The 16,109-nt window shown below is 40.1% G+C and carries 18 protein-coding genes, 1 tRNA gene, 2 pseudogenes and 2 riboswitches; of the genes and pseudogenes, 13 read left to right on the top strand and 8 right to left on the bottom strand.

From position 1 onward, the window contains the following. Positions 1 to 184: 184 nt before the first annotated feature. Both Q8G36_RS24425 and Q8G36_RS24420 read left to right on the top strand, forming a co-directional pair. Entirely contained in the window at positions 185 to 1,654 is a 1,470-nt protein-coding gene (locus tag Q8G36_RS24425) for a S41 family peptidase (RefSeq protein ID WP_370694075.1), read from the top strand. A 117-nt stretch (positions 1,655 to 1,771) separates the two neighbouring features. Further along, complete coding sequence (locus Q8G36_RS24420; protein WP_305161083.1) at positions 1,772 to 2,659, top strand: LCP family protein; 888 nt, start codon at positions 1,772 to 1,774, stop codon at positions 2,657 to 2,659. 181 nt (positions 2,660 to 2,840) lie between these two features. Here Q8G36_RS24420 and mtnA read toward each other — a convergent pair whose 3' ends face one another. The 3 genes from mtnA to Q8G36_RS24405 form a co-directional block, all read right to left on the bottom strand. Continuing rightward, positions 2,841 to 3,887 carry an S-methyl-5-thioribose-1-phosphate isomerase gene (mtnA, locus tag Q8G36_RS24415; protein WP_305161082.1) on the bottom strand — a complete coding sequence of 349 codons (1,047 nt, stop codon included), beginning with the start codon at positions 3,885 to 3,887 and terminating at the stop codon, positions 2,841 to 2,843. A 14-nt stretch (positions 3,888 to 3,901) separates the two neighbouring features. Further along, positions 3,902 to 5,104, bottom strand: a complete 1,203-nt coding sequence (gene mtnK / locus Q8G36_RS24410) for an S-methyl-5-thioribose kinase (protein ID WP_305161081.1) — start codon at positions 5,102 to 5,104, stop codon at positions 3,902 to 3,904. Positions 5,105 to 5,182: 78 nt separating this feature from the next. Continuing rightward, a riboswitch (SAM riboswitch) is annotated at positions 5,183 to 5,336 on the bottom strand. Positions 5,337 to 5,407: 71 nt separating this feature from the next. Then, complete coding sequence (locus tag Q8G36_RS24405; protein WP_305161080.1) at positions 5,408 to 6,190, bottom strand: carbon-nitrogen family hydrolase; 783 nt, start codon at positions 6,188 to 6,190, stop codon at positions 5,408 to 5,410. A 99-nt stretch (positions 6,191 to 6,289) separates the two neighbouring features. Between Q8G36_RS24405 and Q8G36_RS24400 the strand changes: the two genes are divergently transcribed. The 8 genes and pseudogenes from Q8G36_RS24400 to Q8G36_RS24365 all read left to right on the top strand — a co-directional run bounded on the left by Q8G36_RS24400 (position 6,290) and on the right by Q8G36_RS24365 (position 12,526). After that, on the top strand, positions 6,290 to 7,462 hold the full coding sequence (locus Q8G36_RS24400) for a pyridoxal phosphate-dependent aminotransferase (RefSeq protein WP_305161079.1): 1,173 nt from the start codon (positions 6,290 to 6,292) through the stop codon (positions 7,460 to 7,462). Between the two features lie 130 nt (positions 7,463 to 7,592). Beyond that, positions 7,593 to 7,745: riboswitch (SAM riboswitch) on the top strand. Between the two features lie 105 nt (positions 7,746 to 7,850). Then, positions 7,851 to 9,083 carry a 2,3-diketo-5-methylthiopentyl-1-phosphate enolase gene (mtnW, locus tag Q8G36_RS24395; RefSeq protein WP_305161078.1) on the top strand — a complete coding sequence of 411 codons (1,233 nt, stop codon included), beginning with the start codon at positions 7,851 to 7,853 and terminating at the stop codon, positions 9,081 to 9,083. A 6-nt stretch (positions 9,084 to 9,089) separates the two neighbouring features. Next, positions 9,090 to 9,749 (top strand): 2-hydroxy-3-keto-5-methylthiopentenyl-1-phosphate phosphatase, encoded by a 660-nt coding sequence (locus tag Q8G36_RS24390; protein ID WP_305161077.1) that lies wholly within the window; start codon positions 9,090 to 9,092, stop codon positions 9,747 to 9,749. Further along, positions 9,746 to 10,375, top strand: a complete 630-nt coding sequence (locus Q8G36_RS24385) for a methylthioribulose 1-phosphate dehydratase (protein ID WP_305161076.1) — start codon at positions 9,746 to 9,748, stop codon at positions 10,373 to 10,375. Before Q8G36_RS24390 ends, Q8G36_RS24385 begins: the two co-directional genes overlap by 4 nt. A gap of 24 nt (positions 10,376 to 10,399) precedes the next feature. Next, positions 10,400 to 10,933 (top strand): cupin domain-containing protein, encoded by a 534-nt coding sequence (locus Q8G36_RS24380; protein ID WP_305161075.1) that lies wholly within the window; start codon positions 10,400 to 10,402, stop codon positions 10,931 to 10,933. A 124-nt stretch (positions 10,934 to 11,057) separates the two neighbouring features. Further along, a complete protein-coding gene (locus Q8G36_RS24375; RefSeq protein WP_305161074.1) occupies positions 11,058 to 11,984 on the top strand; it encodes a CobW family GTP-binding protein in 927 nt (308 codons plus the stop codon). 65 nt (positions 11,985 to 12,049) lie between these two features. Next, positions 12,050 to 12,208 (top strand): annotated as a pseudogene (locus Q8G36_RS29425) (DUF2188 domain-containing protein); the annotation flags it as partial. Between the two features lie 135 nt (positions 12,209 to 12,343). Next, the gene (locus Q8G36_RS24365) at positions 12,344 to 12,526 is read left to right on the top strand and encodes a transposase (RefSeq protein WP_370694074.1); all 183 of its coding nucleotides are present in this window, start codon (positions 12,344 to 12,346) and stop codon (positions 12,524 to 12,526) included. Positions 12,527 to 12,684: 158 nt separating this feature from the next. Here the strand turns inward: Q8G36_RS24365 and Q8G36_RS24360 are convergent, their stop codons facing one another. From Q8G36_RS24360 to Q8G36_RS24345, 4 genes are all read right to left on the bottom strand, one after another. Further along, positions 12,685 to 12,894 carry a hypothetical protein gene (locus tag Q8G36_RS24360; protein ID WP_305161073.1) on the bottom strand — a complete coding sequence of 70 codons (210 nt, stop codon included), beginning with the start codon at positions 12,892 to 12,894 and terminating at the stop codon, positions 12,685 to 12,687. A gap of 28 nt (positions 12,895 to 12,922) precedes the next feature. Next, positions 12,923 to 12,994: transfer RNA gene (locus Q8G36_RS24355), tRNA-Cys, on the bottom strand. 44 nt (positions 12,995 to 13,038) lie between these two features. Then, positions 13,039 to 13,269, bottom strand: a complete 231-nt coding sequence (locus tag Q8G36_RS24350; RefSeq protein WP_305161072.1) for a hypothetical protein — start codon at positions 13,267 to 13,269, stop codon at positions 13,039 to 13,041. After that, the gene (locus Q8G36_RS24345) at positions 13,238 to 13,843 is read right to left on the bottom strand and encodes a sigma-70 family RNA polymerase sigma factor (RefSeq protein WP_305161071.1); all 606 of its coding nucleotides are present in this window, start codon (positions 13,841 to 13,843) and stop codon (positions 13,238 to 13,240) included. Before Q8G36_RS24345 ends, Q8G36_RS24350 begins: the two co-directional genes overlap by 32 nt. 280 nt (positions 13,844 to 14,123) lie before the next feature. Between Q8G36_RS24345 and Q8G36_RS24340 the strand changes: the two genes are divergently transcribed. The 3 genes from Q8G36_RS24340 to Q8G36_RS24330 all read left to right on the top strand — a co-directional run bounded on the left by Q8G36_RS24340 (position 14,124) and on the right by Q8G36_RS24330 (position 15,749). Continuing rightward, entirely contained in the window at positions 14,124 to 14,342 is a 219-nt protein-coding gene (locus Q8G36_RS24340) for a hypothetical protein (RefSeq protein WP_305161070.1), read from the top strand. A gap of 208 nt (positions 14,343 to 14,550) precedes the next feature. Further along, the gene (locus tag Q8G36_RS24335) at positions 14,551 to 15,285 is read left to right on the top strand and encodes a S8 family peptidase (protein WP_336622991.1); all 735 of its coding nucleotides are present in this window, start codon (positions 14,551 to 14,553) and stop codon (positions 15,283 to 15,285) included. A gap of 134 nt (positions 15,286 to 15,419) precedes the next feature. Next, complete coding sequence (locus Q8G36_RS24330; protein WP_305161069.1) at positions 15,420 to 15,749, top strand: hypothetical protein; 330 nt, start codon at positions 15,420 to 15,422, stop codon at positions 15,747 to 15,749. A 131-nt stretch (positions 15,750 to 15,880) separates the two neighbouring features. On the opposite strand, the pseudogene Q8G36_RS24325 reads toward Q8G36_RS24330, so the two are convergent. Further along, positions 15,881 to 16,087: pseudogene (locus tag Q8G36_RS24325) on the bottom strand (IS5/IS1182 family transposase); the annotation flags it as partial. Positions 16,088 to 16,109: the final 22 nt, after the last annotated feature.

Below are 16,109 nucleotides of genomic sequence, written 5' to 3'. Positions count from 1 at the left end.
TTGTTCCTTGGTATCCGTATTTTTGTAATGTCAGGAGAGCTGTTGTCTTTGGAGCTTTCTCTATGATTTAACGTTTGCGAAGGGTAAAAAAATACATATGGTCATAAGTTGTTATTTTTGATAACTATTATTTTTCGATTGGCATGAAAGCTGATAAAATAGGAATGAAATCGTTTATATCGTCATGAAGAATGAAAGTGGTGAGGCTTCAGTGGAAGAAGAAAATCAAAAACAGCCAAAAGAGGCAGGGAAATTCATTAAAATAAAGAAGTTTACGTTCATTATGGGGATTTTCTTAGTCATATTTCTAACTGCAGGGATTACTACAATAGCCTTGACCTTTGGAGATGAAAAAGTAGCACCGTATGCGGAATTTGAAAAGCTGTATTCTACATACGATAAGATAAAAGATGACTATTATGAAGAGGTTGATGAAGAAAAGCTGGTTGACGGCGCAATTAATGGAATGATCAAATCATTGGATGATCCCTATTCTGCTTATATGGATAAAAAGGAAGCATCGAGTTTCCATGAGAGCATCTCTTCATCTTTTGAAGGAATCGGTGCTGAGATTCAGGAGCAGGATGGACAAATCATGGTCGTCTCACCGATAAAAGGGTCCCCAGCAGAAAAAGCAGGGGTAAAGCCGAATGATATCATATTAAGTGTGGACGGTAAAAGCGTTGAAGGGCTAAGCTCATCTGAAGCTGTCCTGAAAATCAGGGGCGAAAAGGGAACGAAAGTGGAATTATCCATCTCAAGAGCTGGTGAGTCGGAACCGATTGAGCTCACCATTAAACGGGACACAATTCCGATTGAAACGGTATATGCGGAAATGCTTGATGATGGAGTTGCAAAAATTCAAGTGACCAGTTTTTCCGAACATACAGTCCAAGAGCTGAAAACGGCGCTTGAAGAAATGTCGAAGAAGGATATGAAGGGTCTCGTATTGGATTTGCGCGGAAACCCAGGGGGACTTCTTGACCAAGCAATAGAAATGGCAAGCCTGTTCATACCTAATGGGAAAGTGGTCCTTCAAGTTGAGGATCGCAGCGGGAAAAAAGATGTCTATAAATCGGAGAATGATGGAGAACTGAAAATCCCGGTAGTCGTGTTGATTGATGATGGAAGTGCCAGTGCTTCTGAAATCGTTGCAGCGGCTGTCAGTGAGTCCGCGGACATTCCATTGATAGGTGTCAAATCATTTGGGAAAGGGACAGTTCAGACTGCCGAAGACTTTGAAGATGGATCTAACTTCAAATATACGGCAGCTAAATGGTTGACTCCAGAAGGCAATTGGATACATAAAAAAGGGATCAAGCCGGATATTAATGTGAAGCTTCCTGATTATGCCAGCCTTCCGTACATTTCGCCTGATAAGGAATTGAAAGCATCCGATTCTTCGAGTGAAGTGAAAGCAGCTGAAGAGATGCTGAAGGAAGCAGGCCATGATCCAGGTAAGATAGATGGATTCTTTGATGAAGCAACCACGAATGCGGTCATAGCATTCCAGAAGGAACAAAAAATTAAAGAAACTGGCACCATTAAAGATGATACTACCGTGAAATTGATGCAGGTCATCCGAGAGAAAATCCTTAAAAACGACACACAAGTGAAAAAGGCAGTAGAAGTATTAAAGAAAGAAATCAAATAAATGATTTTGCCCGAAAAGCCTGTCAGCGATTATCGCTGGCAGGCTTTTTTGTCGTTTAACGCATAGTATTCCAATATTAGGCAGATAATAGGGGTAATTTTCCGATGAGGTGAGGTAATGAAAGAAAAGGTATTGTTCATATATCTATTGATCTTGATTCTGGCAGGCTGTACCTATGCCCCTTTACCCAAACAAAATGGAAATGCAGGAACCGAAAAAAAACTAACCAAAGAAGAGAACCAGGAAAGTGTGAAAACATTTCTGTTAATTGGTGTTGATGCAAGGGGAGAGCAAAAATCTCGATCAGATGCGATTATCCTGGCAAAATACTTTCCTGAGCAGGAGAAACTGAAGCTGGCTTCCATAATGCGTGATAGTTATGTGAAAATCCCCGGGAATAAATCAGCATATAACAAAATAAATGCAGCTTATTATTATGGTGGAAGGGAATTGCTCAAGAAAACCATACAGGAAAACTTCGATATCAAGGTCGATCATGTAGCGGTAATCGACTTCCAGGGATTTGTGAAGATGGTCGATTTACTTGCCCCTGAGGGGGTAGCGGTGAATGTGGATCAGGAAATCATTGATGATATGAGCATTCAGGCAAGCGTCGGTAAAAATGTTTTACATGGTGAGGAGCTATTGAAGTATGTCCGTTTTAGACATGACGATGAAAGTGATTTTGGAAGGGTAGAGCGTCAACAAGAAGTGATGGTTCAATTAAAAACAGCGTTTATAAATCAAATCTCATCCTTCGAAGGGATGGCAGCCCTTCCTAGTATCATCGAACAAGGACTCTCGTACTTGGATACAGATATTGGACTGAAAACAATCATGGAAATGGGTCCAAAAGCCGTCTTCCATACACCGGACACCGTCGAAACCTTAAGGGTTCCAGTGGAAGGAAGCTTTAATGATGAAATATCTCCCCAGTCCGGGGCCGTTTTGGAAATGGACTACACTAAAAATAAAAAGGCACTTCAGGAGTTCTTTTCAAAATAATAATAGGATTTCCAATTCTCTTTTATTATCGAAAAACATCCTTATATTAAGTGAATATGTTCGAATTCAAATGAATTATTGTATTATAGACCTCGCAAGAATAATCATATTCGATCATCTTTAAAAAACGAGAGGGATACGAAATCCTTCTCGTTTTTTATCACCAATAAAGGAACCTGAATCATTTAACAAAATGCGGAATGTTTTTGATGTAATCTGGTGTTATGATGCCGTTTTCGGTAATGATGCATGTAATTAAATGATTCGGTGTAACGTCAAAGGCTGGATTGAAAGTCTTCACGTTTTCCGGAGCGATCCTTATACCTTGAATGAAGGTGATTTCCGCTTCATTCCGTTCTTCGATCGGGATAGACGTGCCGGATTCGATAGAAAGGTCGAATGTGCTTGATGGTGCGGCCACATAAAATGGGATACCAAAGTGCTTGGCTAATACGGCCAATCCCAATGTCCCGATTTTATTGGCTGTATCTCCATTAGCCGCAATCCTGTCGGCCCCGACGATAATTCCATTTATTCGTTTCTGGTGAATCGTATGGGCAGCCATATTATCAGAAATTAAGGTGACATCAACCCCCGCTTGCATTAATTCCCAAGCAGTCAAACGCGCGCCTTGCAGGACAGGCCTGGTTTCACATGCGTACACTTTTAGCGGAAAGTCCCTTTCTTTAGCCAGGTGGAAGGGAGCCAAGGCTGTGCCATACCGAGCTGTGGCAATCCCCCCAGCATTGCAATGCGTTAGAATGGAATCTCCTCTAGTGAATAAGGATAAACCATGTTCCCCGATTTTCCTGCACATTTCTTCATCTTCAGCAAAGATGGCTTTAGCCTCCGATACAAGTGCTTCCTTGGCAGTTGAAATGCTTTGCGCAGCCTGCAAGGTGTTCTCCATCCTCCTTAACGCCCAAAAAAGGTTGACTGCAGTTGGCCGTGAAGAGGCGAGTTTTTCAATATGCCTCGTTACATTTTTCCTGAATTCCCCTAATTCAGCGGTTGTTTCCTGTTTGGCACCAAGTGCAACACCAAATGCTGCCGTCAGTCCAATTGCTGGGGCACCGCGAACTTTTAATGTCAAAATGCTGTCATATACATCATCAACAGAATGAAGTTCAATAAATTCAGTTATGGAAGGAAGGGCTTGTTGATTTAATAATGTAATATGGGTATCATCCCATTGTACCGAATATGGTAAGGGTGCTAGTGAGGTCATGTGCAGGTCTCCTTTTAAATGGTTGAATAAGATGGCAGTGTACGTTGCTTCAACGCTTCAATGACAGCTGGAACATCCAATTCTTCCCGTTTTTTAATTAAAAAAGCACCAATTTCCAATGTTGCCGTTTTGGCAGCGATCCTTGTTTCTTTATCTTCAATGACGTTTAAATCGGCAACATGGGAAAGGCCAATGGTTCGCCGAATCAGTTCACAGCCGGCAAAACCGAATGCATCTTTTTTGAATTTTGTCAGTAAATAAGGCAGATAACCTTTCACATGGCGGAATGGGCTTTTATTTTGGCCTTCCCATAATTCGGTATAAGTTTCTTCAAAGGCATTCCAAAATTCATGTAGGAGTGTGAAAATCTCTTCCTTTCCAGCGCCATTACGTGTGACAGCCTGAAAGAGAAGGTTGGCGGTGTATTGACCAAGGTCAAAACCAACGGGCCCATAAAAAGCGAATTCCGGATCAATAACCTTTGTTTCAGTTTCACTAGCAAATATACTTCCAGTATGTAAATCTCCATGAAGCAAGGCTTCCTGCTCGGTTTCAAAGCTTTGTTTCAGCTTAGCGACCTCAAGTATCACTTCTTGATCATTCCATATATTTTTGGCGGCATCAGTCAATTCCACCTCGAAATCTCCCGGGAGTTCCTCAAAAAATGGATCCGTGAAAATAAAGACCTCAGTGATTTTGCAGAGTTCGGGATTCGTGAAATGTCGGGCGACTTCTTTTTTCGCAGAGGGTTCTAAATGATAATCGGATGTAAAAAATGCCGTCTTTGCAACATACTCACCAATATGCTGTGAAAGCAATGGATATGAATCTCCATCGATCAATCCTGTTCTAACGATTTTCAAGTGCGATAAATCCTCCATGACTGTGATGGCAAGCTGTTCATCCGAATAATAGACTTGCGGTACGAATTCGGGGCAATAACTTCTGAAATGAATCAGCGCATTCGCTTCAATGGCCGCCCTTTTCAATGTCAGCGGCCAGCTTTCACCAAGTACCTTGGCATAAGGGACCGCTTGTTTGATTATTATTCCTTTGTTTGTGACTGTGTCTGTAATATGAAAAACATAATTTAAGTTTCCATCGCCGATTTCTTTACATGTTAAACTTGCATCCGCATTGACCAACCCAAGTTTTTTTGCAAGGGTTATAGCTGTTTCGTTTGTCAATCTCTTAAAATTTGAATGGTTTTGAGTCATTCTTTTCCCCTCCAGATTCAAAATAAGAATAAAAAAGCCTCTTTCATATAGAAAGAGGCAGAAGTTTTGGCTTCGGACCTCTTATCTTCCAGAAAATGAATTCTGGTGGAATTAGCACCGTGCTCTGTGGATTTTATAATCCGGCGGTGAATCCGCCCCATTTCACAATGGTATTACAGTCGGTTGCTGGGCTTCATAGGGCCTTTATCCCTCAGCCTGCTCTTGATAAGAGTAAATGTTTTCTGAAATTTTAATCTTCGGGAAAATAATAACAACTTTTTAAATAGTTTGTCAATGGGTAAATTAATAAAAATCAGGACGGCGATCTTCGAATACAGGTATTTTGTTACGTGCTTCCGTAACTTTATTGAAGTCCAAGGTGCCTGTCAGGAGTTCGTTTCCTTCTCCGGCTTCACTTATGATATTCCCCCATGGATCAATTATCAAAGAATGACCGGCAAATATATTATTGACATCCGAACCTGAGAGATTAACTGCTACAACATAGGCTTGGTTCTCGATGGCACGGCTAATCAATAAGGCTCTCCAGTGATCGAGTCTCGGCTTTGGCCATTCAGCCGTTACGAATAGAACTTCGGCGCCTCGAACGGTATGGGCTCGCTGCCATTCAGGGAAACGGATGTCATAACAAATGAAACCAGCACATATTTTTTCATCAAGGGTAAATAAACCATCCTTTTCTCCTGGCTTCAGGAAATGATGTTCATCCATTAACTGAAATAAGTGAAGCTTATCATATTCTTTTATGAGATTTCCAAGTTTATCGATGATGATCATGGTGTTATAGATTCCCTTGCTCGTTTTTTTCGCAATGGAACCGCCTACGATGTGAATCTCGTGTTTCCTTGCCTGTGTTTTAAGAAATTCAATCGTTTTTTCCGCCTCTTGATCAGCAATCTCATTTAACCTGCTTAAGTCGTATCCGGTTGTCCAAAGCTCTGGTAAAATGACGATATCGGGTTTTGACCGTGCTGCTTTTTCCATCCATCGTTCTGCAACCTGAAAATTGATATCTGGTTGCCCGAAGGCTATATCCATTTGAATACAAGCTATTTTCCACTTCATCGTTTAAAACCCCCACATGTAAAAAATGCTTTACAAGACTATGATTAACATATATCATTTGTGACTAGAATTTCAAGAAATTTCAGAGAAGGTGTATAAATGGTGCAATTCGAAAAATCCGGACAGCTACAGGACCTGCCCAAGCAGTTTTTTGCTTCACTGGTCGCAAAAGTCAATGCGATCACGGCGCAAGGACATGATGTGATTAATTTAGGCCAGGGAAACCCTGATCAGCCGACGCCAGAACATATCGTGAAAAGTTTGCAGTCTGCCGCTGAAAAAACGATTAATCATAAATATTCGCCATTCCGGGGGCATCAATATTTAAAAGATGCTGCTGCCGTCTTTTATGAACGTGAATACGGTGTCAAGCTGGATCCGAATAGTGAAGTGGCAATTCTCTTCGGGGGGAAGGCAGGTCTTGTCGAACTGCCGCAGTGTTTATTGAATCCGGGTGATACGATCCTTGTTCCGGATCCCGGCTATCCGGATTATCTTTCCGGTGTTGTTTTAGCCCAGGCAAAAACCGAATTCATGCCCTTGACAGAAGAAAATGATTTCCTTCCAAAATACAGTGACATACATAAAGAAGTACTTGATAAAGCCAAAATGATGTTCTTGAACTATCCGAACAATCCCACAGGTGCTTCTGCAACTGAAAGTTTCTTTGATGAGACCGTCTCTTTTGCAAAAGAGCATTCAATTTGTGTGGTCCACGACTTCGCTTATGGGGCGATAGGATTCGACGGAAAAAAACCGATAAGCTTTCTCCAGTCAGAGGGAGCGAAGGACATAGGAATAGAAATATACACACTATCGAAAACATACAATATGGCAGGGTGGAGAGTCGGCTTCGCAGTGGGGAATAAGAGTGTCATAGAAGCTCTTGAACTATTACAAGACCATCTTTATGTGAGTCTCTTCCCGGCGATACAAGAAGCTGCGGCAAGCGCTTTGCTTGACTCGCAGAGCTGTGTAGAGCAGTTAGTGCAGATGTACGAGGGGCGAAGGAAGGTTTTCATTGAGGGATTGAGGGCAATCGGCTGGGATGTCAAAGCTCCTGCGGCATCATTTTTTGCCTGGCTCAAGGTTCCTAAAGGTTTTACGTCCGAGCGTTTTGCAGACTATTTATTAACGCATGCCCACGTTGCTGTTGCCGCAGGGAATGGATTTGGTGAATTTGGCGAAGGATACGTCAGGGTAGGGCTTCTGACTTCGGAAGAACGGCTGAAAGAGGCTGTGGAACGGATAAGTAGATTAAAATTATTTTAACCAAAATGATATATCCGATTAATTCACTCTTAAATAGTTAAAACTTATTGACAAAGTAGGGATTACCTGTCAGAATACAAAATAAATTCTTAATCTTTCGATACTTGGAGCAAATTTATATATCAGCGTTTTCTTATTTTGAGCAGGTGGAGGGACTAGCCCTATGAAGCCCAGCAACCGACCGTAATTCCATTGTAAAATGGGGCGGAATTCTTCGCCGGATTTTCTTGAAATCCACAAGGCACGGTGCTAATTCTTGCAGCCAATGGCTGGGAGATAAGAAGATGGCTTTTTAAAGCCTCTTCTTTATGAAGGGGCTTTTGCCATTTTGAGACCATTTCAGGTTAATGACATCGAGAGTTTACTAACGTGTTATAGGAGTGATCAGATGAGCGAGATAGTCGCTACTTATTTAATTCATGACTTTAATGGAAATCATGAGAAAAAAGCAGAGAGCATTGCCTTAGGTTTGACTGTCGGGACATGGACGGACCTGCCACATTTGGTTCAGAAACAACTGGAAAAACATAAGGGACGCGTCGTATCGGTGACACCACTATCTGAAGAAGAGAGGGCAAACAGCTACTTTAATCGTAAAGTATACCGTTCGCTTATTAAAATTGCCTATCCGGCAGGGAATTTCTCCAATGATTTACCTGCAATCCTTACGACGGTCTTCGGCAAACTTTCATTGGACGGAGAAATAAAACTTATCGACTTGGATTTTGTCGGTGATATTCAAAAAGCTTTTCCCGGGCCGCAATTTGGCATTGGAGGCATAAGGGAAAAGGTTGGCGTATTTAACCGGCCCCTGGTGATGAGCATCTTTAAAGGTGTATTAGGAAGAGACCTGACATTCCATAATGAGCAACTGAGGCAACAAGCTTTAGGAGGTGTCGACCTGGTTAAAGATGATGAGATCCTCTTCGACCAGGAACTGACTCCATTCTTCGATAGAATAAAAACGGGTAAAAGAATATTGAATGAAGTCTATGAAACCACTGGCCACCGAACTTTATATGCTGTCAATCTATCAGGGAAAACATTTGAATTATTGGATAAGGCAGAGCAGGCGGCTGAAGCAGGGGCAGATGCTTTATTGTTCAACGTTCATACATATGGTTTGGATGTATTGCAGGCCTTGAGTGAACATGATCGCATCAAGCTGCCGATCATGGCGCACCCCGCTTATAGCGGGGCATTGGCGTCTTCATCATTTTATGGGATCGGCTATCCATTATTGCTTGGTAAATTAGTAAGGTTATCAGGTGCGGATTTATCATTGTTCCCATCCCCTTATGGAAATGTCGCACTTGAAAAAAAGGAGACCTTGGCGATTGCTGAAGCTCTGACAAAAGATGAACTTTCATGGGAAAAAGCCTTCCCTGTTCCTTCTGCAGGTATTCATCCGGGCATGGTTCCGGACCTAATCAAGGATTTTGGGCTCGATAGTGTGATTAATGCCGGAGGTGGAATTCACGGGCACCCTGACGGAGCAGAGGGAGGGGCCAAGGCTTTCCGTTCTGCTGTGGAAGCCGTTCTAGCAGGAAGGGACCTTTCTGAAGCGGCGGCTGAGGAAGAAACACTAAAAAAAGCTCTTGTGTTATGGGGAGGCCTATAAGAAATAATGAAACCGATCATCTTTTGTGATTTTGACGGAACGATCACCAACACAGATAATATCATTTCCATCATGAAAAAATTTGCGCCTCCGGAATGGGAAGCGTTGAAAGACGGTGTCCTTCAGCAAAAAATCAGTATATCTTCAGGAGTTGGGGATATGTTTTCCCTGCTTGATAGTGGGTTGAAGGATGACATCATCCAATATGTAAGAAAGACGGCCGGCATTCGTCCAGGGTTTTATGAATTCGTTGAGTATACGAAACAAGCCAACATCCCTCTATATATTGTAAGCGGGGGCATGGATTTCTTCATTGCACCGCTTTTAAATGAAATCTTGCCAACAGAGTCTGTTTATTGCAACCATGCATTTTTTGATAAGGAAAAGATATATATTGAGTGGCCACATGCTTGTGATGATCAATGTAATAATGATTGCGGTTGCTGCAAGCCATCCATTATGAGGGAAATAGCGGGTGCGGAAGATTTTAAACTCGTTATTGGAGATTCAGTAACGGATTTTGAAGCGGCAAAACAGGCCGATTTTGTCATAGCCCGTGACATACTGCTTGAAAAATGCGATAGGGAAGGAATTCCACATCAAGGATTTGAAACATTTTTTGATGTAATTGACATTTTAAAGCAGCAGGAGGTGGTTAAAGCGTGAACACTCATTCTAAAGAATGGCGGGAGTTGGCAGATATTAAAGCTGAACTGGCCGAAAGGGATTGGTTTATGGGAACTAGCGGGAACTTGTCCATCCGCGAGCCTAAAAGCCCTTTCTTTTATATTACGGCAAGCGGTAAGGATAAAAGGAAGCAATCGGATTCGGACTTTTTACTGGTGGATTTAAAAGGAAAACCAGTAGAAGAAACGAGCCTAAGACCATCGGCCGAAACTTTACTTCATACAGTCATTTACCGGAAAACCAATGCGAACTGTGTACTCCATGTCCATACAGTTGAAAATAATGTGATATCAGAATTGTACGGAGATGAAGGCCAAGTTTCTTTTCGTAATCATGAAATCATTAAGGCGACCGGTCGGTGGGATGAAGATTCGGAGCTTCGTATTCCAATCATATATAATCACGCTGACATTCCACTGTTATCCGATAAGTTCAAACCACATGTCGAAGAAGACTCTGGCGCCGTGCTGATCCGGAATCATGGTATTACGGTTTGGGGCAAAAGCGGACTCGAAGCAAAAAGAATACTTGAAGCTTGCGAATTTTTATTTCAATATCAACTGTTGCTTAATCAACAAAGAGCGTTTGCAGGTTCTTTAAGATAAACACTCATAGAGGAGGAATGAATGATGGCGACGATCAGATTCCATGAAACAAACGAAGTTATTGAAAACGGTGAACAGGTAAAAGGATTTTTAGAAACACAAGGGGTTATCTATGAGCAATGGGACATTTCTAAATTACCTGCCCATCTTGTGGAAAAATACGATCTAACAGATTCTGAAAAGGAGGAAATCCTTGTAACATTCCAATCGGAGATAGCGGAAATCTCCGAAAGAAGAGGCTATAAAGCGCATGATATCATCACATTATCCGATGCGAATCCGAACTTGGATCAAATGCTTGAAAACTTTAAGCAGGAACACCACCATGAAGATGATGAAGTGCGTTTCATAGCAGGCGGAACGAGTATTTTTGCCATTGAAGGCAATGATGGACAGTGGTTTGATGTACGTCTTAATCCAGGAGATCTTATTAGTGTACCAGAATCAACAAGACATTATTTCACGCTCGCGGAAGATAGGAAAACTGTTGCTGTCCGTATTTTCGTTACAGCTGCAGGATGGGTGCCGATTTATGAAAAAGACGAAGTTCAAGCATGAATCAATGTTGAAAAACCAGCTTACGGGCTGGTTTTTTTATGTGGATCCGGCAAGTGCTTTAGTTAGATAAGTATGATAAAATTTAACGGAATCGAATTTAACCGGATCATAGGAGCAGATAAGAATGAAAACGACCGAAGTGTACATATTGGGCGGTTTTCTCGGCAGCGGGAAAACGACGCTTCTTCGAAATATTTTAAAACAGGAAAGTGAAGCGGGTAGAAAAGTGGCCGTGCTTTTAAATGAGCTCGGCAGTGTATCGGTTGACAGCGGGCTCATTGGTGATGGAGTGCCTCTGAAGGAGTTGTTTGACGGGTGCATCTGCTGCACAATTCAAGATAAACTGGAAGTTCAGCTTCATGAATTGCTAACGGAAAATGAACTGGATGCGGTTTATATTGAAACGACGGGCGCAGCTCATCCAGTTGAAGTATTGGATGGCATCATGTCGCCGATTTTCGCCAAAAAGCTGGAGTATAAAGGGATTATCACGGTCGTTGATTTATTAAGGTGGCGCGATCGGGAGGAATTGACTCCGCAGCTTCGACAGTTGCTTGCCGAGCAAATCCACCATGCCGATTTCATATTATTGAATAAAGCGGATTTAGTAAGTGAGATGGAGGCTGCACAGCTGATATATACGATACAGGCGCTGAATACGGATGCTGTATGTTTATTGACGGAATATGCAGCCGTTTCCTTGATATCATTGCAGCAGATGCAAAGAAAACGGCATAACGGCCATCAAAAGCTTGATGTACATGACCATTTGCATTTAACTGCAGTCGTTCATACATTTGAAGGTGCCGTGGCACAAACCGACTTTGAAGAGTGGCTTAGGGCTCTACCGGAAACGGTCTACCGAATGAAAGGATACATTTCCTTTACACATTCACAATACCCCCATTTATTCCAATACTCCTACGGAATGCCGATGTATATGAATGAAATGATGAAAATGCCATTGAATATCGTCATGATCGGGGAAAAGTTGGATAAGGAAATGTTGATCGGTCAATTGAAGGCTTTGGAAGCGAAAGCGGCCCGATAAACGTTTACCGCCCATTAAAGAAGGGAAACATAAAAAGAGACTTTCTTATCTAGGAGGCGGTATTAGTGCCATGGAATAAGAACGATTACCCAAATTCGATGAAGAATTTAGATGAAGATGTAAGGGAAAAGGCTATAGAAATCGCGAATGCATTATTGGATGAAGGATATGAGGATGGAAAAGCCATTCCAATTGCCATAGACCGGGCTAAGATGTGGGAAAAGATTGAAAAAATGGGGGCTGTCCTAAAAGTCAGTAAAATGACTTTTAGAAGCAATCCCCCTTTTATAAAATTTATGCACAAAAAATCACCAGGTGCATTTTAATCTAATTACGAAGAACTAAAAGCGAAAGCAAAAGTGAACCTTTGGTCTGAATCAAATGCACAAATTTACGCTCGACGAAAAATCGAGGTAGAGAGTGTTTTTGGCCATACCAAGGGCAATCGATCGTTCCGTCGCTTTTCGCTTCGGGGTTTAACGAAAGTTCAAACGGAATTTGGCATCGTAGCCATGGCCCATATTCTAGCCGGCTTTTGCTAACTACCTTCAGGAGAAAATTATAAAAATAGAAAAACAGGTGAAGAAAAACGAATTGTTTTTCTTCACCTGTTTTATTTATTTTAGGAACTTATAAGACAGCCCCATTTTTATTTTAGTTGGACATAAAGTTATTTTATATATCCCAGGGAGGGGAGAGATTAAGGCTTACAATTGTTACATTCTTCAATACCATATGTTCTTTCGATAGATGTTTTAATTTTTTTCGGTTCTTTAGAATATTCAAGGCATATATTTTGATAAAGTTCTTTTTGAGATTCATCGCAACATTCAAGGCATTGGGACATTTTCAAAAGATCCATTTTGAATTGATTGTATTTTTTAAATTCATTCTCTATAACTTCTTCCATTTGCTTCACCCCAATTTAAAAGTAAGGAAGGTGGCACCCGGATTTGAACCGGGGATTAGGGTTTTGTAGACCTTGACCTTAACCACTTGACTATGCCACCGTTACACCCATTTAAGTGAACTTATAATGGCAAAATGTAACCATCTAAAAGTTTTTTTTGAGTAATTCCCAAAAGCTTGGTGCTTCTTCTTTAAAATTCAGGTTCTTCGTTTTTTCAAATACCTTTATATAAAGCTCTTGCTCCAGATCTCCTCTTTCTTGCAAAGCAGTTTGAGAAAGAGCTCTTTTGATTGTTCCTTCAAGTTTTCTAAAACAATCCTCATTGATACAGTCGCTACAGCTACTACACGCTTCTTCTATTTTTAATATTTTCACCTGCTATGCTTTTTTTTAGTTTCTTGATAGCTTTCTTGTGAATTTGAGAAATGTTTTGTGGCGATGAATTAATCAAATTTGCAATTTCAGTCTTTGATAAATTTTTTATATAGATCAAATCTAAAATTTTATATTGCGATTCAGTTAAAACATCTAAAGCTTGAACAAGTAATTCATTATCAACTTCATCACGTAATGTTTTATTTTCAGGCTCAGAATCGAAGTCCTCTGCATTTTCATCTACTATCAAATCTTTAAAACTTTCAAAAAAACCAATTGGATTATCAAGCGATAGAGTAAATCGACCCCTAATCTTTCTTACTTTTTTATCAAAGTCAATTGAATAGTATCTAATCAGGCTTTTCAAATAGGATTCCAATCTAATTTTTTCATAATGACTTTTAAATACCTCCTCTACCCTGTCTTTGTTTTCTTCAGTAGGATCTAAAATAGCTTTTTCAAATAAGGAAAAGTACTCTTCATCTTCTAGAAACCCCCTCAATAACGGATTAACCATAATTTTACTCTTGTTTAATAAATCTTTGACCTGATGGCTATTAGCTACAATTGACATAGGTATACAATCCCTCCCTCTTTTTTTCTATTCATTAATGGAAGTGGGAAGAATGGCTCAATTATAAACCAACTTTTAGAACGCTCTTTCCATTTGCGAGAATTGTCTGGTTCTTTGGTAATGAATTTTTTCTTGGACAGTTTAATTACCCTGCGGTTTACCCACTTCTATTTGTTAAAACAAGTAGGGAGTGGACAAAATGAATAATAAAAAAACAACGGTATATTTTAGTGACTATTGCGGACATTGTACAAACTTAAAAGATTGGGGTTAATAGAAAATGACATTCGCAGTAAACACAGAAGACCCAGAAGTTTCTCAAGAACTTACTGAACTTGGAGTACGAGCACTTCCTTTTACAATCATCGAAGATGAGAAAACAAGAACAAAAGAAGAAATTGTAGGATTTGAGCAAAAAAAATTCGAAAATATTTATTTCTACAAAGCCGATTTTATCGGCTTTATTTTTGTTTCAAATTACTTTGATCAATTCACCTAATTGATTAAAGGCGGAGATGTAGGGGAAAAAAGAGATAACCTTTACCCGGTTAAAATTGTTAAGTTATTTAAAGTGTTATGCATCGAGCTGACGACTTAGATAAAATCAAGGTCCAAGAATTATGGAATGAAACAAACCAAGGTTCTGATATTGTTGTAGCCGTTCTAGAAGTGGAGTTCAAACCAATCACCCAGACTTAAAGCAAAATATCATCGGTGGTTATAATTTCACAGAAGATGACGAAGGCAATCCTAGTATTTATAATGATTACCAGGGACACGGCACACACGTTTCCGGAATCATTGCAGCAACAAACAACGGAAAATGCCTTGTAGGAGTAGCACCTGAGAGTCAATTGCCTATCTTAAAGGTAATTGTCCAAAAGGGCAAAGGAAGCTTTGAGAGTTTAATAAAAGCCATTAGATACGCAGCCGATTGGATTGGCCCAACAGGAAAAAAAGTCAATGTCATTAATATGTCGTTAGGTGGTTCTGAAACAAATGCGGAGTTACATCGAGCTATAAAATATGCGAGATCGAAAGGAATTGTATTAGTAGCCGCAGCTGGTAATGAAGGAGACGGAAATAGCGAAACAATAGAAATTTCTTATCTCGGGTATTACAAGGAAGTAATTCAAGTCGATTCTATTTCTGAAGCACGAACGCCTTCCAAATTTTCAAATACAAATGTAAATTTAGATTTTGTTGGACCAGGAGAAAATATTTTATCTACACACATAAATAGCGATTATGTCGGATTAACCGGCACCTCTATGGCCTCACCTTTTGTTGCCGATGCAGCTGCACTCATTATAAAAACTTTAAAAACACAAGAACCTCATTTAGTTCCAATGTTTGTGTGTGATTATTTATTATTTCACTCAAAACCATTGGGGGAATTTTCGATCAACCAAGTTGGCAATGGATTCATACAATTAAAATAACAAGTAAGAAGCCAAGGTTAAATTAAAAACCTTCGCTTCTTTTTTTGATGCGATAATTTAGTCATTGTCGTTAATCCATTTTGTGTGTATGATGTATATTAAATCCAGACTCGTTCTAACAAGGAGGAACTTTCGTGACTAAAAAGAAGTTCAGCATATTTTCTATTTCTTGTTTTGTTGTTACAATTCTTTTATTTATAATGACCATGATGTTAGGTCACTATGCAGCTACATCAATGTCTAGTAGCGATTACAGTAGTACTGGTTTTTTTGGATATCTCATATTTGGAATTATGATAATTGCTCCGATAATCGGATTTATATTAGCTTTTAAAGGTGAAAAAGGATCTTTGAAACTTACTGGTATCATTGGAAACTTGTTTGTTTTTTTCACAATATCATTATTTATCGCAGGCGTTTCCTTTTACGACAAAATAGATAATTTACAATCTTTTTCACTTTAGACAAAAAACACCTCAAATTGAGGGTGTCAGTTTGTAGACAAAAGGGGTTCGGAATTAAAAAATTCTGAACCCCTTTTGAAATTCCCTTTGAATTTTCGCCTAAAGTTAAGAGATTGGGGCTCTACGAGGGTATATTGAATGAAAGTCAGTTTAACTAAAATAACTGGATCAATACTTGGGCGTCCTACCTCTGAATACATATCTTTCACCAAGTCATAAATGAAAGTGAAGTTAATGGCAGCCTCCATTTTACGAACCAAATGGTTCGGTGGCACCAGTTGATCTAAAGTAATCATTTCAAGTTGATCTCGCTGAATAGAATCATGTTTAGAAAGCATCCTCATCACCTCAAGTTTTAAT

Origin of the sequence: Peribacillus frigoritolerans (assembly GCF_030676415.1) — a bacterium.
In the GTDB taxonomy this organism is placed as follows: domain Bacteria; phylum Bacillota; class Bacilli; order Bacillales; family DSM-1321; genus Peribacillus; species Peribacillus frigoritolerans_A.
The sequence above is the reverse complement of the archived record's forward strand: the minus strand, read 5'-3'. Positions and strand labels throughout refer to the sequence as shown.